The sequence below is a fragment of the Pseudomonas trivialis genome, assembly GCF_036864995.1.
Classification (GTDB): domain Bacteria; phylum Pseudomonadota; class Gammaproteobacteria; order Pseudomonadales; family Pseudomonadaceae; genus Aquipseudomonas; species Aquipseudomonas trivialis.
In genome coordinates this window covers 4064123-4083776 of sequence record NZ_CP142151.1, presented here as the reverse complement: position 1 = coordinate 4083776, position 19654 = coordinate 4064123, and the positions used below count along the sequence as shown (strand labels likewise).

Here is a 19654-nt window from a genome sequence, read left to right as displayed (position 1 = left end):
AGTGTGGGGGGGAGCAAGCCCCCTTCCCACATTTGGTTGTGCGTGGCTTCAGGGGATTTGCACGCCTTCGGCCAGCAGCATGTCCACCAGCCGAATCAGCGGCAGGCCCACCAGGCTCGTGGCGTCCGGCCCTTCGGTACTCTGAAACAAGCTCACACCCAGCCCTTCAGCCTTGAAGCTGCCCGCGCAATCATAAGGTTGCTCGATATGCAGGTAGCGCTCGATACGTTCGGCATTCAATTCACGCATGTGCACGGTAAACATCACGCAGTCCACCTGGCAGTGCCCGGTCTGGCTGTTCAGCAGTGCCAGCCCGGTCAGGAAGCTCACACGCTTGCCGCTCGCTGCCAGTAACTGTTCGCGTGCGTTTTCGAAGGTGTGCGGCTTGCCGATAATCCGGTCTTCCAGGGCGGCGACCTGGTCGGAGCCGATAATCAAGTGTCCGGGATGACTGCCGGCCAGGGCGCGTGCCTTGCCTTCGGCCAGGCGCTTGACCAACTCGACGGCGGACTCATTCGGGCGATGGCTTTCGTCGATATCCGGCGAGCTGCAAGTGAACGGCAGGTGCAGGCGGCTGAGCAATTGCCGGCGGTAAATCGAGCTGGATGCGAGTAATAAAGGCGGCATGGACGACTCCTCAAGACAGCGGCCGATTCTAGCGGCGTGACCGGCTGACGCACAGGGCTGAATTTCCTTTGACATGGCCGGGTGCATCCCTATAATGCTGCGCCTATGTTGAATGACCCGATTCCACCTCACGTTGACCCGCGCAAATTGGCTGATCGTGGCACTTCCCTTCAAGGTGAAGTACTGCTGGCCGATTTGGAGAGACTCTGCGACCCGCTTTCCGACACTGTCGGTACGGTCCAGGCCAAATTCGTTTTTGAACGAGATGAACGTAAAGCTGTGGTCATTCACAGCGTTATCGACACCGAAGTCAAAATGGTTTGCCAGCGTTGTCTTGAGCTGGTCACCCTGCCAATCCACAGCGAGTGCAGTTATGCCGTGGTGAAGGAGGGTGCGAATACCCAGTCGTTGCCGAAAGGTTATGACGTGCTGGAACTGGGCGAAGATCCTTTGGATCTGCATGCACTGATCGAGGAAGAGCTTCTGCTCGCCTTGCCCATTGTGCCTGCTCATCATCCGGAAGAATGCCAGCAGCCGGAGGGGCTCGATGACGAGCCCGAACCGAGCGAGGACGAGGTAACGCGGTCCAACCCGTTCAGTGTATTGGCGCAGTTAAAGCGTGACCCAAACGTTTAGGAGTTAATCAATTATGGCTGTTCAGCAGAACAAAAAATCCCGCTCCGCCCGTGACATGCGTCGTTCCCACGATGCTCTCGAGGCTAGCACTCTGTCTGTAGAAAAAACCACTGGTGAAGTTCACCTGCGTCACCACGTATCGCCAGAAGGCGTATACCGTGGCCGTAAAGTGATCGACAAGGGCGCTGACGAGTAATCACTTGTCTGCTCAAGTCATCGCGATTGACGCAATGGGCGGGGACTTCGGTCCCCGCAGCATTGTTCAGGCCTGCATTGCCAGCCTGTCTGCCACGCCCTCGCTGCACCTGACCCTCGTCGGTCAACTCTCCCTACTTGAAGAATTGATTGCCAGCCATCCGGCGGTGGATCGCGCGCGCCTGACGATTACGCCAGCCAGCGAAGCCATCGGTATGGATGAAAAACCATCGATGGCCCTGCGCGGCAAGCCTGATTCTTCCATGCGGGTGGCCCTTGAGTTGTTGCGCGATGGCAAGGTGCAGGCCTGTGTCAGCGCCGGCAACACCGGTGCGTTGATGGCATTGTCGCGGCATGTACTCAAGACGCTGCCGGGGATTGATCGACCGGCAATGGTAGCGGCGATTCCGACGCAAAAAGGCTATTGTCAGCTGCTGGACCTGGGGGCCAACGTCGATTGCAGTGCCGAGCACCTGTTCCAGTTCGCGGTAATGGGCTCGGTGGCCGCCGAGGCGCTGGGCGTTTCCCGGCCGAGGGTAGCCTTGCTGAATATCGGCACCGAAGACATCAAGGGCAACCAGCAGGTCAAGCTTGCCGCTGGCTTGTTGCAAGGTGCGCGGGGCTTGAATTACATCGGCTTTGTCGAGGGCGACGGCTTGTACCGGGGTGAAGCCGATGTGGTGGTGTGCGACGGGTTTGTCGGCAATATCCTGCTCAAGTCCAGCGAAGGCCTGGCGACCATGATTGCCGCGCGCATCGAAGCGTTGTTCAGGCAAAACCTGCTGTCGCGCATGGTCGGTGCGCTGGCGTTGCCCTTGATGCGTCGCTTGCAGGCTGACCTGGCGCCAGCCCGGCATAACGGTGCAAGCTTTCTGGGTTTGCAGGGCATTGTGATCAAAAGCCACGGTTCAGCGGGTGTGCAGGGCTTTCAGAGTGCGATTGCGCGGGCCGTGATCGAGATCCAGGAAAACCTGCCGCAACGCCTGCACGGCCGTCTCGAGGACCTGTTGCCTTAGGCGAATCGGCCCGGGAATGCTTAAATGTGACCGGCCAGTTCAATTGACCATCCAATCTGTCAGTTTCGTGCGCTCCCATCGTAGGGGTGAGCATTTTTCTACGACCAGATCATTAGGGGCTTGTTACATGTCTACATCCCTCGCATTCGTCTTTCCAGGGCAGGGTTCGCAGTCCCTCGGCATGTTGGCCGAGCTGGGCGCGCAATTCCCGCTGATCCTGGACACTTTCAAGGAAGCTTCCGACGCCTTGGGTTACGACCTCTGGGCACTGACCCAGCAAGGGCCGGAAGAGCAACTCAATCAAACCGATAAAACCCAGCCGGCCATCCTGACCGCCTCGATCGCCCTGTGGCGCGTGTGGCTGGCCGAAGGCGGCGCGCGCCCGGCATTTGTCGCCGGTCACAGCCTCGGCGAATACAGCGCCCTGGTAGCGGCTGGCAGTCTGACCCTCGCTGGGGCGGTCAAGCTGGTCGAGCGTCGCGGCCAGTTGATGCAGGAAGCCGTCCCGGCCGGGCAGGGCGGCATGGCCGCTATCCTCGGCCTGGACGACGCGGTAGTGATTCAGGCCTGTGCTGAGGCGGCCCAGGGTGAGGTGGTGAGCGCGGTAAACTTCAACTCCCCTGGCCAGGTGGTCATCGCCGGTGCCAAGGCTGCGGTCGAGCGTGCCATTGAAGGCTGCAAGGCTCTTGGCGCCAAGCGTGCCTTGCCGTTGCCGGTGAGCGTGCCGTCGCACTGCGAGCTGATGCGCCCGGCAGCCGAGCGGTTTGCCGAGTCCATCGCCGCCATCGACTGGCAGGCGCCGCAGATCCCGCTGGTGCAGAACGTCAGTGCGGCCATTGCCGTCGATCTCGATACCCTCAAGCGTGACCTGCTGGAGCAGTTGTACAAGCCGGTCCGTTGGGTTGAATCGGTGCAGACCCTGGCCGCCAATGGCGCTACGCAGCTGGTCGAGTGCGGCCCGGGCAAAGTCCTGGCAGGCCTCAACAAGCGCTGCGCAGATGGCGTGTCGACCGCCAACCTCAATACCCCGGATGCCTTCGCTGCCGCGCTTGCGGCACTGGCCTGAAACCCTTTAGGAGAAGCCTGCATGAGTCTGCAAGGTAAAGTTGCATTGGTCACCGGCGCCAGCCGTGGCATTGGCCAGGCGATTGCCCTGGAGCTGGGCCGTCAGGGCGCCGTTGTGATCGGCACCGCCACCTCCGCCCAGGGCGCCGAGCGTATCGCCGCGACCCTCAAGGAGCATGGCGTGCAGGGCACCGGTATGGAGCTGAATGTGACCAGCGATGAGTCCGTCACGGCGGTACTGGCCGAGATCACGGCACAATTCGGCGCACCGGCTATTCTGGTCAATAATGCCGGCATCACCCGCGATAACCTGGTGATGCGCATGAAAGACGACGAGTGGTACGACGTGGTCGATACCAACCTGAACAGTCTGTTTCGCCTGTCCAAGGGCGTTTTGCGTGGCATGACCAAGGCGCGTTGGGGTCGAATTATCAATATTGGCTCCGTAGTGGGTGCCATGGGCAACGCAGGCCAAGTAAACTATGCCTCCGCCAAGGCCGGCCTGGAAGGTTTCAGCCGTGCACTGGCGCGTGAAGTCGGCTCGCGTGCCATTACGGTCAACTCGGTGGCCCCAGGGTTCATCGATACCGATATGACCCGCGAACTGCCGCAAGCACAGCGTGACACCTTGCTTGCGCAGATTCCGCTGGGCCGTCTGGGCCAGGCTCAAGAGATCGCGAATGTGGTCACTTTTCTGGCATCCGACGGTGCGGCATACGTGACTGGGGCTACAATCCCAGTGAACGGCGGGATGTACATGAGTTAAATTGTGACGGATCGCTTCAAAAAAATGTCATACGAGCTGTCTAAAATCCGTTATAAAGCTGCAACTTAATTTATAGGCAGGTGGCCGACCGGGTACAGCGTGAAGCTTTCAGTTGAAAAGCTGAAATGGCTTTCTATACACTTACCCACTGGCCAGCTGCCTGAATTTGTCCATTAGGAGTTAAACAAGGTATGAGCACCATCGAAGAGCGCGTCAAGAAAATCGTTGCCGAGCAACTGGGCGTTAAGGAAGAAGAAGTGGTCAACACTGCCTCCTTCGTAGAAGACCTGGGTGCCGATTCCCTTGACACCGTTGAGCTGGTGATGGCTCTGGAAGAGGAATTCGAGACCGAAATCCCGGACGAAGAAGCTGAAAAAATCACTACTGTTCAAGCTGCTATCGACTACGTTACCAGCCACCAGGCGTAATAGTTTGTAGTCGTCGCTTGCTGTCAGGGAAAAACCGCACTGCTGTAACGGCGTGCGGTTTTTTCTTTAGCGCTGATGAAAAGTGTCGTCATCAAGAAAAAGGAGAGTGCTGTGTCGCGTAGACGCGTCGTAGTCACCGGTATGGGTATGTTGTCGCCACTGGGTACGGATGTGCCGAGCAGTTGGCAGGGCATTCTGGCTGGCCGCAGTGGTATCGGTCTGATCGAACATACGGACCTTTCTGCCTATTCCACCCGTTTTGGCGGCTCGGTAAAGGGCTTCAATGTCGAGGAATATCTCTCGATCAAAGAGTCCCGCAAGCTCGACCTGTTCATTCAATACGGCCTGGCCGCCGGTTTTCAGGCAGTGCGTAACGCAGGCCTGGAAGTCACCGACGCCAACCGTGAGCGCATCGGCGTGGCCATGGGTTCGGGTATTGGCGGTTTGACCAATATCGAAGAAACCAGCCGCATCCTGCACGATTCCGGCCCGCGTCGAATTTCACCGTTCTTCGTACCGGGCTCGATCATCAATATGATTTCCGGTTTCCTGTCCATCCATCTGGGTGCACAGGGGCCCAACTACGCCATTGCCACGGCGTGCACCACGGGCACCCATTGCATCGGCATGGCGGCGCGCAATATCGCCTACGACGAAGCTGACGTAATGATCGCCGGTGGCGCCGAGATGGCCGCCTGCGGGCTGGGCATGGGCGGCTTCGGTGCATCCCGGGCGCTGTCGACCCGCAACGACGAGCCCACCCGTGCCAGCCGTCCGTGGGACAAGGGTCGTGATGGCTTTGTGCTGTCCGACGGTGCCGGTGCGCTGGTGCTCGAAGAGCTGGAGCACGCCAGGGCGCGTGGCGCCACCATCTACGCCGAGCTGATCGGCTTTGGCATGAGCGGCGACGCCTTTCACATGACTTCGCCACCGGCCGACGGTGCCGGTGCTGCGCGGTGCATCAGCAATGCCCTGCGCGATGCCAAGGTCAATGCCGACCAGGTGCAGTACATCAATGCCCATGGCACCTCGACCCCGACCGGCGACCTGGCGGAAGCCGAAGCCATCAAGTCGGTGTTCGGCGAACACGCCTACAAGCTGGCGGTCAGCTCCACCAAGTCCATGACCGGTCACTTGCTGGGCGCAGCAGGCGCGGTCGAGGCGATCTTCAGCGTCATGGCCATCAAGGACCAGGTCGCTCCGCCGACTATCAACCTCGATGAGCCGGACGAAGGCTGTGACCTGAACTTCGTGCCCCACGAAGCCCAGCCGATGCCGATCGACGTGGCGATTTCCAACTCGTTCGGTTTTGGTGGCACCAACGGTTCCCTGGTGTTCCGCCGGTTCGCCGAGTGATGCACAACTGGGTCGACGGTCAGCCAGCGGACAGCGTGCCCCTGAAAGATCGTGGCCTGGCCTACGGTGACGGCCTGTTCGAGACCCTTGCGGTCAAGGGTGGGCGGCCGGTGCTGCTCGATCGTCACCTGCAGCGTCTCGCAGAGGGTTGCAGGCGCCTCGCCCTCGCGGCGGATCATGGGTTGATTCGCAGCGAGGTACAGGCCTTTGCCGCCGCCCTGGGTGACGGCGTGCTCAAACTGATCCTCACCCGCGGCGACAGCCTGCGCGGCTACGGCATCAACCCCGGCGCCCCGGTGCGTCGAATTCTGCAAGGCTCTGCGCCTGCAACCTGTCCCCTGGCCCATGAAACGTTCGGCATCCGCCTGTTTCCCTGCGCCACCCGTTTGGCCGAGCAGCCACTGCTGGCCGGCCTCAAGCACCTTAACCGTCTCGAGCAAGTGATCGCCCGCGCGGAATGGCAGGACGCCGAGCACGCCGAAGGCCTGATGCTGGACATGTCCGGTCGCGTCATCGAAGGCGTGTTCAGCAACCTGTTTCTGGTGCGCGACGGCAGGTTGCTGACCGCTGATCTGAATCGTTGCGGAGTGGCCGGGGTAATGCGCGCCGAGATCCTGGCCCAGGCACAGGCGCTGGGCATCCCGGTGGCCGTGGCTGACATCAGCCTTGAGCACCTGCAGCAGGCCGATGAAGTCTTCGTCTGCAACAGTGTTTATGGCATTTGGCCGGTTCGCGGCTGTGCTGCGATGAGCTGGTCGGTTGGGCCGCTCACCCGTAAACTGCAAGGCATCGTTCGCGTGCTATTGGATATTTGAGTTGATACGAAAACTGATTGTACTGCTGCTGATCGGCCTGCTCTCGGCAGCGTTGCTGGTGGGGATTGGCGCCTGGAAATACGAGTCTGCCTTCAAGCAGCAGTTGAAACTGACCCAGGAGCAATTACTCGATGTACCGGCCGGGGCCACTCCGACCGGCACGTTCAACCGTCTGGAAAACGAAGGTGTGATCGACGGTGCCTTCTGGTTGCGTCTGTACTGGCGTTTCAACCTCGACGGTCAGCCTCTGCACAGCGGCGAATACCGCATGACCCCTGGCATGACGGCCCAGGACCTGATCGGCCTGTGGCAGCGCGGCGAAGTGGTGCAATATAGCCTGACCCTGGTGGAAGGCTGGAATTTCCGCCAGGTACGGTCCGCCCTGGCCAGGCACGACAAGATCGTGCAATCCCTTTCTGGTCTCAGCGACAGTGAAGTGATGGACAAGCTCGGTCATCCCGGCGTGTTCCCCGAGGGGCGCTTCTTCCCGGATACCTACCGCTTCGTGCGTGGCATGAGCGATATCGAACTCCTGAAAAAAGCCTACAACCGCCTGGACGACGTACTCGCCCAGGAGTGGAGCAAGCGCGCCGCCGATGCGCCGTATACCGACCCTTACCAGGCGCTGATCATGGCGTCCCTGGTGGAGAAGGAAACCGGTGTGCCGGAAGAGCGCGCGCAGATCGCCGGGGTGTTTGTGCGTCGCCTGAAGATCGGCATGCAGTTGCAGACCGATCCTACCGTGATCTATGGCCTGGGTGAGCGCTACAACGGCAAGTTGACCCGCGCTCACCTCAAGGAAGCCAACCCCTATAACACCTACATGATTGCCGGCCTGCCGCCGACTCCGATTGCCATGGTTGGCCGCGAGGCGATCCATGCCGCGTTGAACCCGGCGCCGGGCAGCAGCCTGTATTTCGTTGCCCGTGGCGATGGCAGCCATATCTTCTCCGACGACCTGGATGCGCATAATGCCGCCGTGCGCGAGTTCCAGCTCAAGCGCCGCGCCGATTACCGCTCCAGCCCGGCGCCGGCGGTGAAGCCGCTGGACGAAGTGACGCCGCCGGCCGACGCTCCGGTCGAGCCCGCGCCGGATACGGCCGCGCCGCAAAGCCCGCAATGACTCTGACTAAGGACCGCCTGTGACTGGCCTGTTTATTACCCTGGAAGGCCCGGAAGGCGCCGGCAAGAGCACCAATCGCGATTACCTGGCCGAGCGCCTGCGTGCGCAGGGTATCGAAGTGGTATTGACCCGCGAACCTGGCGGCACGCCCCTGGCCGAGCGCATCCGCGACGTATTGCTGGCCCCGGCGGATGAGCCGATGAACCCCGACACGGAGCTGCTGCTGGTGTTTGCCGCCCGTGCCCAGCACCTGGCCGAAGTGATTCGCCCGGCCCTGGCGCGCGGTGCGGTGGTGATCTGCGACCGGTTTACCGATTCCACCTACGCTTATCAAGGCGGCGGCCGGGGCCTGTGCCTTGAGCGCATCGCCAGCCTGGAAACCTTCGTGCAGGGCGATTTGCGTCCCGACCTGACGCTGCTGTTCGACCTGCCGGTGGACGTGGGCATGGCCCGCGCCAGTGCCCGTGGCCGCCTGGACCGGTTCGAGCTGGAAGGCCATGGCTTCTTCGATGCCGTACGCAGCGCCTTTATTCGCCGCGCCGAGGCCGAGCCTGCGCGTTATCATCTGCTGGACGCCGCCCAGCCGCTGGCCCAGGTGCAACAGAATATCGACGCCTTGCTGCCCACTTTGCTGGAGCGCGCCCGTGGCTGAAGCCTACCCGTGGCAGGATGGCCTTTGGCAGCAATTGGCCGGCCGTGCCCAGCACGCCCATGCCTACCTGCTGCACGGCCCGATCGGCATCGGCAAACGTGCCCTGGCCGAGCGCCTGATGGCTAGCCTGCTGTGCCAGCGCCCGGTCAATCTGCACGCGTGCGGTGAGTGCAAATCCTGCCTGCTGCTCAAGGCCGGCAGCCACCCGGACAACTACCTCCTGGAACCTGAGGAAGCGGACAAGGCGATCAAGGTCGACCAGGTGCGCGATCTTGTCAGCTTCGTGGTGCAAACCGCGCAGATGGGCGGGCGCAAGGTGGTGCTGATCGAGCCGGTGGAAGCGATGAACATCAACGCCGCCAACGCCTTGCTCAAAAGTCTGGAAGAACCGTCCGGCGACACCGTACTGCTGCTGGTTAGCCACCAGTCCAGCCGCCTGTTGCCGACCATTCGCAGCCGCTGTGTGCAGCAGGCATGCCCGTTACCCAGTGAGGCCATGAGCCTGCAATGGCTGGCGCAGGCGCTGCCGGACTGCGGCGAAGAGGAACGCGTGGAGCTGCTGACCCTGGCCGCCGGTTCGCCCTTGGCAGCCGTGAAGCTGCAGGCTCAGGGTGTTCGCGAACAGCGCGCGCTGGTGGTGGACGGTGTGAAGAAGCTGCTCAAGCAAGAACTGTCCGCCACGCAACTGGCCGAAACCGCATGGAAGGATATTCCACTGCTGCTGTTGTTCGATTGGTTCTGCGACTGGTCGAGCCTGATCCTGCGCTATCAGCTCACCCAGGACGAAAACGGCCTGGGTTTGCCGGACATGCGCAAGGTGGTGCAATACCTTGCGCAGAAAAGTGCGCAGGACAAGGTGCTGGCGATTCAGGACTGGATCCTCGCCCAGCGCCAGAAGGTACTCGGCAAGGCCAACCTCAACCGCGTGCTGTTGCTTGAAGCGCTGCTGGTGCAGTGGGTCGGCCTGCTCGGCCGCCGTTAATTTCCACGGCCGACGGGTATACCGTTGGCCCGCCACTCTTGAAATCGTGATTTCCTATGCTCGTAGACTCCCATTGCCACCTCGACCGTCTTGACCTCGCCCAGCACGGCGGCTCCCTTGACGCCGCTCTGGAAGCGGCACGCCAGCGCGGAGTAGGGCACTTTCTGTGCATCGGCGTCAGCGCCGAGAACGCCGCCGACGTCAAGGCGCTGGCTGAGCGCTATGCCGATGTGGATTGCTCGGTGGGCATCCACCCGCTGGACCTCAAGCCCGGTGAGGCCCCGGCCCTCGACTGGCTACTCGGCGAACTCGACCATCCGCGCGTGGTGGCCATCGGTGAAACCGGCCTGGACTATCACTACGAGCCCGAAGCCGCCGAGGTGCAGCAGGCCTCGTTCCGCCTGCACCTGCAAGCGGCCGGGCAGACCGGCAAACCGGTGATCGTCCACACCCGTGGCGCCCGCGCCGACACCCTGACCCTGCTGCGCGAAGCCGCGCTGCCTCAGGCGGGCGTGTTGCACTGCTTCACCGAAGATTGGGACATGGCCAAGGCCGCTCTGGACCTGGGTTTCTACATTTCACTGTCGGGCATCGTCACCTTCCGCAACGCCGATGCACTGCGCGATGTGGCCCGCCAGGTGCCCGCCGACCGTTTGCTGGTGGAGACCGACTCGCCGTACCTGGCGCCGATCCCCCATCGCGGCAAGCCGAACCTGCCGGAGTACGTGCGCGACGTGGCGGATTACCTGGCGATGCTGCGCGGGGAGTCTTACGAGCGTTTTGCCGAGCAGACGACCGAGAACTTCAAGCGTTTATTCCCTCTGGCGCATGTCGCCAGCTGACCTCCTCAAATCACGGGCAAAAAAAACCCGGGTTCTGGGGGGTGAATCCGGGTTAAGACCATTAGGAGTTAACAAGGGCACTCAGTCCGTCGGTACCCAGGTCGCCGCGTCACTTGGGGGAGATGCCGCGCCGACAGTTGAAGTATTGATCAGTATCGGATTCAGTCCAGTCGCGATTGATCGTTTTTTAAACAGATTTGGAATACGCGCGCTTCCCTTGAGTTCTCATTGGGCAGGCACCGGGGCGGGTGTCGCGTATTGTTTTTGACTGATACGGGTAAAAACGTTGGCGTATTGAAGGTAAAGTGCCGGCCGGGTTCACATAGGCGTTGCTCAACGACCGTTCAGTCGGGATAATCCCTCGTACCGGGTAAATCGTATCGCCATGTATCCGTGGCCCTGCGCGACCCTTCCCATTCCGACCTCTGCAGAACTCTTTCTCATGCACAAAGAACCCCGTAAGGTCCGTGAGTTTCGCCGCCGTGAGCAGGAAATTCTCGACACCGCACTCAAGTTGTTTCTCGACCAGGGTGAAGACAGCGTCACCGTTGAGATGATCGCGGATGCCGTGGGTATCGGCAAAGGCACCATCTACAAGCACTTCAAGTCCAAGGCCGAGATCTACCTGCGCCTGATGCTCGACTACGAGCGTGATTTGAACGAGCTGCTGCACTCGGCCGACGTCGACAAGGACAAGGAAGCCCTGTCGCGGGCCTACTTCGAGTTCCGCATGCGGGACCCGCAGCGCTACCGCTTGTTTGATCGCCTGGAAGAGAAGGTGGTCAAAGGCCATCAAGTGCCGGAAATGGTCGAGGAACTGCACAAGATCCGCGCTTCCAACTTCGAACGCCTGACGTTGTTAATCAAAGGTCGCATCAGCGAAGGCAAGCTCGAAGACGTGCCGCCATACTTCCACTACTGCGCGGCCTGGGCTCTGGTGCATGGCGCCGTGGCGCTGTACCACTCGCCGTTCTGGAGCAATGTATTGGAAGACCAGGAAGGCTTTTTCCAGTTCCTGATGGACATCGGCGTGCGCATGGGCAACAAGCGCAAGCACAGCAGCGACCAGCCAGCTGCAGAGCCGAAAACCGGCGAGACCCCGGCCACGTGAGTCATTCGCCACAGTGATGGCGTGATGATTTACTGCCGGGCGCATTACCCCAGGAATATACTCAGGCATGGACCTTGCTAAAAGCTGAGTTATAAGTCAGTTTTCAGTGCGCCCGAATTATCCGCTGCCGGAGTGATCCATGATCGTTGATCGTCAAGGCAGGCGTTTTCGCAATTTGCGAATCAGCCTGACCTCAGCCTGCAATTACGCGTGTACCTACTGCGTGCCCGATGGCAAGCGGCTGGTGGCTGCCCAGGACGAACTCTCGGCCCAGGCCATGGCCCGTGGCGTGGCGTACCTGATCGAAGCGGCCGGTATCGACCGTCTGCGCATCACCGGCGGCGAGCCGCTGGTGAGCCCCAAGCTGGAAGCTTTCATGGGCGCCGTGGGGCAGATGGGGCTCAGTGATATCAGCCTGACCACCAATGGCCAGTTGCTTGCACGCAAACTGCCGCTGCTGGTGGACGCCGGCATTCGGCGCATCAATGTCTCTCTCGACACCCTGGACGCCGATGCTTTTCGCAGCATCGCCCGTGGCGGCGACCTGGCCACCGTCCTCGACGGCATGGACCAAGCCCGCGCCGCCGGCATCAAGATCAAGGTCAACATGGTGCCGCTGCGCGGGCAGAACCTCGACCAGGTCATGCCGCTGCTCGACTACTGCCTGGAGCGCGGCTATGAATTGCGCTTTATCGAATTGATGCGCATGGGCCATCTGGCCAGGGATTCCAACGCGTTCCTGCAGCAATTCGTCAGCCTGCAGCAACTGCTCAGCCTGATCGGCGAGCATCACGAATACCTGCAGGCCAACGCTCCCGTGGATGCCACGGCGGTACGTTATGAAGTGCCGGGCAAAGGCTTCTTCGGGGTGATCGCCAATGAGAGTGTGCCGTTCTGCCGTACCTGCTCGCGATTGCGGCTTTCGTCCACCGGTTGGTTGCACGGTTGCCTGTCGTCGAGTAACCGCCACTACGTCGGCGACCTGCTGGACAAGCCGCGCCACCAGGCACTGCCGGCCCTTCAAGGCCTGCTGATGAAGGCCCTGGGCGACAAACAGGAAGTTGCCTTTTCGGGCGGGGCAACAATCATGAAAATCATCGGCGGCTAACGCTATCCCGTGATTTCACAGCATCCATGTGGGAGGGGGCTTGCTCCCACATTTGATTTGAGTTTCCCTGGAGCTGGCGCAGAATCTGCATCTCATGCCCATTCGCCGGTTTTCCGTCACCGGCTTCTGGAGAATTGGGATGCGTAGTCTGGTTTTGTTGCTGGCGTCGTTGGCGCTGGGTGGTTGCATGACCGTCAGCGATATGGCCGAAGGCACTCGCTATCAAATGAGCGATGCCGGATTGCTCGATCATAGCGACACCCGCCGGACGGCCTCCGTGCGCATTCAACCGGATTCCTTCGTCTTTATCGCCCAGGGCAGCTTCGTGCCCCCAGGCAGCGCCTACCCGCGACCGAATGTGGTGGCCGAAGAAGCCTTTAACGGTTTCGTCGAGTATTTCCCCATGGTGCGCCGCGCTCGCAAACCCGAAGGCCTTGAACAGGCGATGTCCGAGGCCCGTGCGGCCGGTGCCCACTACCTGTTGTACTGCCGTTTTGCTGCCGCCGATGACCGTATCGGTAACGCCGACGAATGGTCGGACCAGGAGGCGCTTGACCGCGTCGGGCTGGACAGCGGAGTGATCCAGATCATGTTGATCGAGACCAGCACCCAGTATTTGATTGATACTGCACGTATTCGCAGTCGTGGCGGTTTACTGACGTTCCACGACAACAGGCCACAGGACCTGATTGCCCGCCCGCTCGCGCAGTACGCGCGCAGCCTGCTGGGCATGAGCAATCAGTAACAACAAGGAGACCCCATGACCGATTCCGCCAAGGCCAACGATCTGTTGGCGCAACTGCCCAAGGGCAAAGGGCCGGCGCCGGTGCATCTGTGGAACCCGGCTTTCTGCGGCGACATCGACATGCGCATCGCCCGCGACGGCACCTGGTTCTATCAAGGCACGCCGATCGGGCGCAAGCCGATGGTCAAGCTGTTCTCCAACATCATCCGCCGCGACGGCGATGATTACTTTCTGATTACACCCGTGGAAAAAGTCGGCATCAGCGTGGATGACGCGCCGTTTGTCGCCGTTACCCTCGAGGTGCAAGGGCAGGGCGAAAGCCAGGTGCTGCGCTTTACCACCAACGTTGATGACGTTGTCGAGGCCGGCCAGGAACACCCGCTGCGGGTGGTCACCGACCCCGTCACCCAGGAGCCTTCGCCTTACCTGCGGGTGCGCACCAACCTCGAAGCCCTGGTCCATCGCAATGTGTTCTACCAATTGGTGGAGCTTGCGGTGAGCCGGCCGATCAACGGCAGTCACTGGCTTGGGGTATGGAGCGGTGGGGTGTTTTTCCCCATCGGCCTGGAGCCCTGAGGCCGGGATTTTCATCTCCCTGAAATAATTCGCTTGCTGCAACCCGGTGCTTTCGGTTATCAATTTGTACATGATTAGACATGTTCGATTTGATAAGAAAAAACGCGTCGTCGACGAACTCATCCGCCGTATCGAAGCCGGGGTGATGGTCGACGGTTTCCTGCTGCCGGGCGAGCACCAGTTGGCCGAGGAGTTCGCGGTCAGCCGCGGCACCCTGCGTGAAGCGCTGGCCGAACTCAAGCGCCGCAATTACATCGCGACCCAGAGCGGCGTCGGCTCCATCGTCACCTTTGACGGCATGGTGCTGGACCAGCACAGCGGCTGGGCCCAGGCCCTGGCGGACACCGGCGCACGGGTCAACACCGATATCCTGCGCCTTGAAGCCGTGACCCGCAGCGACTTGCTCAGCCGCTTCGGCAGTGACCAGTTCATTGCCCTCGACCGGCGTCGGCGCACCACCGAAGGCACCGCCGTGTCCCTGGAGCGCTCGCTGATGCCCGCGTCCGGTGGCCTGGAAAGCCTGCCCCGCGTCGGCCTGATCGACAACTCCCTGACCATCACCCTGGCCGCCTATGGTTTCATTGGCGCCGCCGGCGACCAATGGATAGGCGCCGAGCCCCTGAACGATGAAGACGCCCGCTTGCTGGGCCGCCCCACGGGCACGGTGTTTCTCAAGGCTTCGCGCACCACATACGATCGGCGCGAGCGGTTCATGGAGTACGTCGAAAGCCTGCTCGACCCCGTGCACTTTCGCCTGCACCTGCAGTTTGGAGCTTCAAAATGACCCCTGAAAATCGCGCACTCGGCGCGTTCCATGGCCTGGCCCTGGGCGATGCGCTCGGCATGCCCACCCAGTCCCTGAGCCGCGAACAGGTGCAGCAGCGCTTCGGCGCGATTACCGCCCTTGAAGCGGCCGGCCCCGACCAGCCCATCGCGCCGAACATGCCCGCTGGCTCCATCACCGATGACACCGAGCAGGCGATCCTGGTGGGCCAATTGCTGGTGGAGGGCCGAGGCAACATCGAGCCCACCGTGCTCGCCCAGCGCCTGATCGACTGGGAAGCGGCGATGCGCGCCAAGGGCTCCCAGGACCTGCTGGGCCCGTCCACCAAACGCGCCATCGACATGATCCTGGCCGGCCACACGCCGGAAGAATCAGGGCGCTACGGCACCACCAACGGCGCGGCCATGCGTATCACGCCGGTGGGGATTGCCGCCGATATCAGCGACCCGGCGCGCTTCATCCAGGCGGTGATCCAGGCGTGCCAGGTCACCCACAACACCAGCCTGGGCATTTCCAGCGCGGCAGCAGTGGCGGCGGTGGTGTCGGCCGGTATCAATGGGGTGGACCTGGGCGAAGCGCTGAACATCGGCGTGCAGATCGCGCAAAAGGCCGAAGGCCACGGCCACTGGATCGCCGGCGGACGTATCTCCACGCGCATCAGTTGGGCACGCACCTTGAGCGTCGGCAGCGGCGACAAAGCTCTGTTCGCTGACCTGCTTTACGAATTGATCGGCACCTCGGTCGCTTCCCAGGAATCGGTGGTGGTGTCATTTGCCCTGGCCCAACAGGTGGCGGTCGGAGCGATGAACGCGTTTGAAGCCGTGTGCCTGGCCGCGAGCCTGGGCGGCGACACCGATACCATCGCCGCGATTCTCGGCGCCATGCTCGGCGCGTGCCTGGGTATGCAGTGCTGGCCGCAGGCATTGATTGAACAGGTCCAGAGCGTGAATGACCTGGACTTGCAGCCGTTGGTTCAGGGGCTGCTCGCATTGCGGTAACGCCACAGATCAAAAAAATCGCACTGGGTCAGGACGACCGGCTACAGCTTCAAATTGAAGATTTGCCACAACCACAACAATACAGGCACCAGGAGCACCCCCATGAGCACCCCTTCTTCCGGCCAAAGCGCCGGGCAATTGGAAACACGCGGCATCGAACCGGTCCCGGAAGGCGAGTGCAACGGCCATCCGCTGCAACTGTTCTGGGTGTGGTTCGCCGCCAACATCAGCATCCTCGGCCTGCCGCTCGGCGCCACGCTGGTGGCGTTTCGTGGCCTGGCCATCTGGCAGGCGATCATCGTCGCGATTCTCGGTGCCGCCGGCTCCTTTGCGGTGGTGGGGATCATTTCCATCGCCGGCCGTCGTGGCCGTGCGCCCAGCCTGACCCTGTCCCGCGCGATTTTCGGTGTGCGTGGCAATATCGGCCCGACGCTGGTGTCGCTGATGTCTCGCCTGGGCTGGGAAACCGTCAACACCACCACAGCCGCCTTTGTGCTGCTGTCGCTGTGTTCGATCCTGTTCGGCTCGCCGGTCGAGGCCAAGAGTGCACCCGTGCTCACGCTGATCTTCATCGGCATCTTTGTGCTGCTGACCCTGGCGGTCTCCGGCCTGGGCCATGCCACCCTGCTGGTGATCCAGAAGTGGGCCACCTACGTGTTTGGCGCCTTGAACATTCTGGTGGGCGGCTTCCTCTGCGCCACCATCGACTGGAGCGCGGTATTCAACGCCACCCCGGCACCCCTGAGCGCGATGATCATCGGCGTCGGCACCATGGCAGCCGGCACCGGCATCGGCTGGGCCAACGCCGGTGCCGACATGTCGCGCTACCAGCACCGCAGCGTCAAGGCGGTGCGTCTGGTGGCGTCCGCCGCGTTCGGTGCAGGCATCCCGCTGGTGCTGCTGATCACCCTCGGTGGTCTGCTGTCGGTGGGCAACAACGACCTGGCCTCGGCCACCGACCCGATCATCGCAATCCGCGACATGCTGCCCACCTGGATGGCCGTGCCGTACCTGATTACCGCGTTCGGCGGGCTGCTGCTGTCGAACAACCTGTCGGTGTACTCGGCCGGTCTCACCACCTTGACCCTCGGCCTGAAGGTCAAGCGCGTGCACGCAGTGATCGTCGATATCGTGGCGATCTTCGCCGGTTCCATCTACTTCATGCTGATTGCCGACAGCTTCTACGGCCCGTTCATCACCTTCATCTCGCTGCTGGCGGTGCCGATCACCGCGTGGGTCGGCATCTTCGTGGTCGACCTGATCCATCGTCATTACTACAGCCCCAAGGACCTGCTGGACGTGAGCCCGAGCAGCGCCTACTGGTATCGCGGCGGCGTGGAATGGCGTGCCTTCGGCGCCTGGGCCGTGGCCATCGTGCTGGGCTTCAGCTTCACCACCATCGGCACCACCGCCGAAAACATCTGGTTCGCCGGGCCGTTATCCGACTCCTGGCTGGGCCATAACGGCCTCGGCTGGATCGTGACCTTCCTGGTGACCGGCGGGATCTATGCGGTATTGGGCGGTGCGGCTGACCGTCGTCCGGCGCTGGTCGAGCATGGCCATGTCTAGATTGCTGCACACCGGCCAGGTCATCGTCGACCTGGTCATGGCCCTCGACACCCTGCCTGCCAGCGGCGGTGACGTGCTGGCGCAAACGGCCAGTTTCGAAACCGGCGGCGGCTTCAACGTCATGGCGGCCGCGCGCCGCAATGGTCTGCCGGTGGTGTACCTCGGCCGCCACGGCAACGGCCGCTTCGGCGACCTGGCCCGCGCGGCGATGCAGGCCGAGGGCATCGAGCTGGCCCTGCCGGCCAGCCGCGGCAAGGACACCGGCTTGTGCGTGGCGTTGACCGAAGCCAGCACCGAGCGCACGTTCATTTCCCATATGGGTGCCGAAGGGGAGTTGAGTGCCGAGGACCTGGCCGGCGTGGTGCCGGCTGCCGACGACTACGTGTATGTCAGCGGCTACAGCCTGCTGCTCGACGGCAAGGCGCAGCCGTTGATCGACTGGCTGCTGGCGTTGCCAAGGCAGATTGTGGTGGTGTTCGACCCGGGCCCACTGGTCAAGGCACCGGAATCTGCCCTGATGCGCACACTGTTGCCGCGGATCGATATCTGGACCAGCAACGGACCGGAAGTCCTGGCATTCACTGGCGCGGCGGATATCGCCACGGCGTTGCCATCGCTCAAGCAGCACCTGAGCGCCGACACCTTATTGGTGGTGCGAGATGGCCCGAACGGCTGCTGGGTGGGGCGAGGCACTGCGATTGAACACGTGCCTGGCTTCAAGGTGCAGGCGGTAGACAGCAATGGCGCAGGAGATGCGCATGCGGGAGTGTTCATTGCCGGGTTAGCCAAAGGCTTGCACCCCGCAGAAGCCGCACGCCAGGCCAACGCCGCCGCCGCGCTGGCCGTAACACGCCGGGGCCCGGCCACATCACCCGGCACTGCCGAACTCAACACATTTCTTTCCAGCTAAGCAAAGACTGATACAGGCGGGGATTTATTGATATTAAAGCTTTAAATCTTACGGGATCACATCTCTGTTCCCTGTTTTCTGTGGCAAGCCCGCTCGCCACAACAAACCTGCACGTCACGCACGCTGCAGTTTGCTGCGCGACAGCGCCAAGGTGACACTTGGCGCAGCCTCCACATTTTCAACCCGCTTTGCGCAACGCTTCGATCAACTGATCCTTGCGCATGGTAGAGCGGCCAGGAATGTCCTTGGCGCGCGCTTCCTTCATCAGGCTTTCCTTGGTCTGTGTTCCCAACGACGTCCGGCTGCCGCGCGCCAGCCCTTCACGACTGGCCGCCGCGCGTCTGGCCGAATCCTGCCGCTGCTGCGTCTTCTTGGCCGGTGCCTTGCGCTGGCCAGAACCGCCGGCCTTTTCGCCGCCGCCGGACTGCTTGTTGATGGTGGCCCAGGCGCGGGCTTCGGCTTCGTCCTTGGGCAGACCCTGTTGCTCATAGCTGTCTTCGATATGAGCGGCCTTGCGTTTCTGTTCGCTGGTGTATTTGGCTTTGCTTCCACGAGGCATCGTCAAAACTCCTTCCGACCCCGCGAGCGGGGCCGGACCTGCAATGGATTTTACTGAGTGCTTTCACCATCAAGCTTGCGCGCCTCATCCACGCCCGAGGCGGTCAGCTTGATTGGCAGGTTCAGCGAGTATTCACCGGCGTCGTCGGTGGTCACATGTCCATCCTTGATGAACCCACGGTCCTGGAGAAACGCCAGCACACTGGCAACCTCCTTTTCGCCGCGGTAGTTGTCCAGCACCTCCTTGCCCAGACCTTGCGGGTGAGCGTGCAACAGGCGGGTGAGGACTTCTTTCTCAAGGTTTCTATCGACGTTCATGCGTACCTCTTCACTGGGAAATGATCGGCTGTTCGTCCTGCTCTCGATGCATCAAGGCGCGGGTTGTTTTGGCGCGCCTGGCACGTTCGAGTCGTTACCGGTATTAATCTTCGGCTCGTTGACCGATGGACCCATCTTGCCGTTGCCCACGGCAGCCGGTGCCTTGCGGTCGGTGTCATGGCCCTTGGTGTGCGGGTCAGCGGCGTTGGTGTTGTCGATGACCGCGCCACCGTTGGTGTCCAGGCCCGTGCCCATGGATTTCTGCGACTCGGTGGTAGCGTTCGGCGTCGGATCGGTCGGGCCGGTGGTGGCTGCGGCCGCAATGGCGCTCAGCGAGGCAGCAGACAGCAGGCCGGTGAGGGCGAAGGCAGCAAACTTGGAAGTCTTCATGAGGGTGTCTCCATATGATTAATGTCCTTACCCCTTATTGGTCAGCCCCCCTTTGCGGTTCGTGCCTCGATGCCGACGAACGGT

Annotated in this window: 24 protein-coding genes; 20 read left to right on the top strand and 4 right to left on the bottom strand. The window is 61.9% G+C overall.

From position 1 onward, the window contains the following. Positions 1 to 48: 48 nt before the first annotated feature. Positions 49 to 627 (bottom strand): nucleoside triphosphate pyrophosphatase, encoded by a 579-nt coding sequence (locus VRB54_RS17830; protein ID WP_338478218.1) that lies wholly within the window; start codon positions 625 to 627, stop codon positions 49 to 51. A 105-nt stretch (positions 628 to 732) separates the two neighbouring features. Between VRB54_RS17830 and VRB54_RS17825 the strand changes: the two genes are divergently transcribed. The 20 genes from VRB54_RS17825 to VRB54_RS17730 all read left to right on the top strand — a co-directional run bounded on the left by VRB54_RS17825 (position 733) and on the right by VRB54_RS17730 (position 18304). Next, positions 733 to 1263, top strand: a complete 531-nt coding sequence (locus VRB54_RS17825; protein ID WP_003233480.1) for a YceD family protein — start codon at positions 733 to 735, stop codon at positions 1261 to 1263. A gap of 13 nt (positions 1264 to 1276) precedes the next feature. Continuing rightward, entirely contained in the window at positions 1277 to 1459 is a 183-nt protein-coding gene (rpmF, locus tag VRB54_RS17820) for a 50S ribosomal protein L32 (RefSeq protein WP_003179396.1), read from the top strand. 4 nt (positions 1460 to 1463) lie between these two features. Beyond that, positions 1464 to 2474: a phosphate acyltransferase PlsX gene (plsX, locus tag VRB54_RS17815; protein WP_338478217.1), complete on the top strand. Its 1011-nt coding sequence runs from the start codon at positions 1464 to 1466 to the stop codon at positions 2472 to 2474. Positions 2475 to 2601: 127 nt separating this feature from the next. Then, a complete protein-coding gene (fabD, locus tag VRB54_RS17810; protein WP_338478216.1) occupies positions 2602 to 3540 on the top strand; it encodes an ACP S-malonyltransferase in 939 nt (312 codons plus the stop codon). Between the two features lie 21 nt (positions 3541 to 3561). Continuing rightward, a complete protein-coding gene (gene fabG / locus VRB54_RS17805) occupies positions 3562 to 4305 on the top strand; it encodes a 3-oxoacyl-ACP reductase FabG (protein WP_338478215.1) in 744 nt (247 codons plus the stop codon). Positions 4306 to 4496: 191 nt separating this feature from the next. Further along, positions 4497 to 4733: an acyl carrier protein gene (gene acpP, locus VRB54_RS17800; protein WP_003175607.1), complete on the top strand. Its 237-nt coding sequence runs from the start codon at positions 4497 to 4499 to the stop codon at positions 4731 to 4733. Positions 4734 to 4844: 111 nt separating this feature from the next. Further along, a complete protein-coding gene (fabF, locus tag VRB54_RS17795; protein ID WP_338478214.1) occupies positions 4845 to 6089 on the top strand; it encodes a beta-ketoacyl-ACP synthase II in 1245 nt (414 codons plus the stop codon). Then, on the top strand, positions 6089 to 6904 hold the full coding sequence (pabC, locus tag VRB54_RS17790; RefSeq protein ID WP_338478213.1) for an aminodeoxychorismate lyase: 816 nt from the start codon (positions 6089 to 6091) through the stop codon (positions 6902 to 6904). Before fabF ends, pabC begins: the two co-directional genes overlap by 1 nt. Position 6905: 1 nt before the next feature. Further along, complete coding sequence (mltG, locus tag VRB54_RS17785; RefSeq protein ID WP_338478212.1) at positions 6906 to 8027, top strand: endolytic transglycosylase MltG; 1122 nt, start codon at positions 6906 to 6908, stop codon at positions 8025 to 8027. A gap of 19 nt (positions 8028 to 8046) precedes the next feature. Continuing rightward, positions 8047 to 8679, top strand: a complete 633-nt coding sequence (tmk, locus tag VRB54_RS17780) for a dTMP kinase (RefSeq protein ID WP_338478211.1) — start codon at positions 8047 to 8049, stop codon at positions 8677 to 8679. Further along, positions 8672 to 9661, top strand: a complete 990-nt coding sequence (locus tag VRB54_RS17775; protein WP_338478209.1) for a DNA polymerase III subunit delta' — start codon at positions 8672 to 8674, stop codon at positions 9659 to 9661. The genes tmk and VRB54_RS17775 overlap by 8 nt, the downstream gene beginning before the upstream one ends. Positions 9662 to 9717: 56 nt before the next feature. Further along, positions 9718 to 10503, top strand: coding sequence for a TatD family hydrolase (locus VRB54_RS17770; protein ID WP_338478208.1), 786 nt, complete (start codon positions 9718 to 9720; stop codon positions 10501 to 10503). Between the two features lie 442 nt (positions 10504 to 10945). Beyond that, complete coding sequence (locus VRB54_RS17765) at positions 10946 to 11614, top strand: TetR/AcrR family transcriptional regulator (protein ID WP_338478207.1); 669 nt, start codon at positions 10946 to 10948, stop codon at positions 11612 to 11614. 139 nt (positions 11615 to 11753) lie between these two features. Then, complete coding sequence (locus tag VRB54_RS17760; protein ID WP_209983931.1) at positions 11754 to 12722, top strand: GTP 3',8-cyclase MoaA; 969 nt, start codon at positions 11754 to 11756, stop codon at positions 12720 to 12722. Positions 12723 to 12861: 139 nt separating this feature from the next. Next, positions 12862 to 13467, top strand: coding sequence for a DUF4823 domain-containing protein (locus VRB54_RS17755; RefSeq protein WP_003233456.1), 606 nt, complete (start codon positions 12862 to 12864; stop codon positions 13465 to 13467). 15 nt (positions 13468 to 13482) lie between these two features. Then, positions 13483 to 14043, top strand: a complete 561-nt coding sequence (locus VRB54_RS17750; RefSeq protein ID WP_338478206.1) for a DUF1285 domain-containing protein — start codon at positions 13483 to 13485, stop codon at positions 14041 to 14043. Positions 14044 to 14113: 70 nt separating this feature from the next. Beyond that, positions 14114 to 14827, top strand: a complete 714-nt coding sequence (locus tag VRB54_RS17745; protein WP_209983926.1) for a GntR family transcriptional regulator — start codon at positions 14114 to 14116, stop codon at positions 14825 to 14827. Continuing rightward, a complete protein-coding gene (locus tag VRB54_RS17740) occupies positions 14824 to 15825 on the top strand; it encodes an ADP-ribosylglycohydrolase family protein (protein WP_338478204.1) in 1002 nt (333 codons plus the stop codon). Before VRB54_RS17745 ends, VRB54_RS17740 begins: the two co-directional genes overlap by 4 nt. Before the next feature lie 102 nt (positions 15826 to 15927). Next, complete coding sequence (locus VRB54_RS17735) at positions 15928 to 17394, top strand: purine-cytosine permease family protein (RefSeq protein WP_338478203.1); 1467 nt, start codon at positions 15928 to 15930, stop codon at positions 17392 to 17394. Then, positions 17387 to 18304 (top strand): PfkB family carbohydrate kinase, encoded by a 918-nt coding sequence (locus VRB54_RS17730; protein ID WP_338478202.1) that lies wholly within the window; start codon positions 17387 to 17389, stop codon positions 18302 to 18304. Before VRB54_RS17735 ends, VRB54_RS17730 begins: the two co-directional genes overlap by 8 nt. Positions 18305 to 18482: 178 nt before the next feature. Here VRB54_RS17730 and VRB54_RS17725 read toward each other — a convergent pair whose 3' ends face one another. From VRB54_RS17725 to VRB54_RS17715, 3 genes are read right to left on the bottom strand one after another with little or no spacing between them, the layout of a single operon-like run. Continuing rightward, on the bottom strand, positions 18483 to 18863 hold the full coding sequence (locus VRB54_RS17725) for a termination factor Rho (protein ID WP_338478201.1): 381 nt from the start codon (positions 18861 to 18863) through the stop codon (positions 18483 to 18485). 50 nt (positions 18864 to 18913) lie between these two features. After that, positions 18914 to 19180 (bottom strand): hypothetical protein, encoded by a 267-nt coding sequence (locus VRB54_RS17720; protein ID WP_057010104.1) that lies wholly within the window; start codon positions 19178 to 19180, stop codon positions 18914 to 18916. A gap of 51 nt (positions 19181 to 19231) precedes the next feature. Continuing rightward, positions 19232 to 19570 carry a hypothetical protein gene (locus VRB54_RS17715; RefSeq protein ID WP_338478200.1) on the bottom strand — a complete coding sequence of 113 codons (339 nt, stop codon included), beginning with the start codon at positions 19568 to 19570 and terminating at the stop codon, positions 19232 to 19234. Between the last annotated feature and the right edge of the window lie 84 nt (positions 19571 to 19654).

Coding starts and splice junctions, on each gene's coding strand:
- VRB54_RS17740 (WP_338478204.1), top strand. CDS start 14,824: ATGACCCCTGAAAATCGCGCACTCGGCGCGTTCCATGGCCTGGCCCTG.
- VRB54_RS17730 (WP_338478202.1), top strand. CDS start 17,387: ATGTCTAGATTGCTGCACACCGGCCAGGTCATCGTCGACCTGGTCATG.
- VRB54_RS17725 (WP_338478201.1), bottom strand. CDS start 18,863: ATGCCTCGTGGAAGCAAAGCCAAATACACCAGCGAACAGAAACGCAAG.
- VRB54_RS17770 (WP_338478208.1), top strand. CDS start 9,718: ATGCTCGTAGACTCCCATTGCCACCTCGACCGTCTTGACCTCGCCCAG.
- fabD (WP_338478216.1), top strand. CDS start 2,602: ATGTCTACATCCCTCGCATTCGTCTTTCCAGGGCAGGGTTCGCAGTCC.
- pabC (WP_338478213.1), top strand. CDS start 6,089: ATGCACAACTGGGTCGACGGTCAGCCAGCGGACAGCGTGCCCCTGAAA.
- VRB54_RS17715 (WP_338478200.1), bottom strand. CDS start 19,570: ATGAAGACTTCCAAGTTTGCTGCCTTCGCCCTCACCGGCCTGCTGTCT.
- VRB54_RS17720 (WP_057010104.1), bottom strand. CDS start 19,180: ATGAACGTCGATAGAAACCTTGAGAAAGAAGTCCTCACCCGCCTGTTG.
- VRB54_RS17825 (WP_003233480.1), top strand. CDS start 733: ATGTTGAATGACCCGATTCCACCTCACGTTGACCCGCGCAAATTGGCT.
- acpP (WP_003175607.1), top strand. CDS start 4,497: ATGAGCACCATCGAAGAGCGCGTCAAGAAAATCGTTGCCGAGCAACTG.
- VRB54_RS17755 (WP_003233456.1), top strand. CDS start 12,862: ATGCGTAGTCTGGTTTTGTTGCTGGCGTCGTTGGCGCTGGGTGGTTGC.
- VRB54_RS17750 (WP_338478206.1), top strand. CDS start 13,483: ATGACCGATTCCGCCAAGGCCAACGATCTGTTGGCGCAACTGCCCAAG.
- VRB54_RS17760 (WP_209983931.1), top strand. CDS start 11,754: ATGATCGTTGATCGTCAAGGCAGGCGTTTTCGCAATTTGCGAATCAGC.
- VRB54_RS17830 (WP_338478218.1), bottom strand. CDS start 627: ATGCCGCCTTTATTACTCGCATCCAGCTCGATTTACCGCCGGCAATTG.
- rpmF (WP_003179396.1), top strand. CDS start 1,277: ATGGCTGTTCAGCAGAACAAAAAATCCCGCTCCGCCCGTGACATGCGT.
- VRB54_RS17765 (WP_338478207.1), top strand. CDS start 10,946: ATGCACAAAGAACCCCGTAAGGTCCGTGAGTTTCGCCGCCGTGAGCAG.
- VRB54_RS17745 (WP_209983926.1), top strand. CDS start 14,114: ATGATTAGACATGTTCGATTTGATAAGAAAAAACGCGTCGTCGACGAA.
- fabG (WP_338478215.1), top strand. CDS start 3,562: ATGAGTCTGCAAGGTAAAGTTGCATTGGTCACCGGCGCCAGCCGTGGC.
- VRB54_RS17735 (WP_338478203.1), top strand. CDS start 15,928: ATGAGCACCCCTTCTTCCGGCCAAAGCGCCGGGCAATTGGAAACACGC.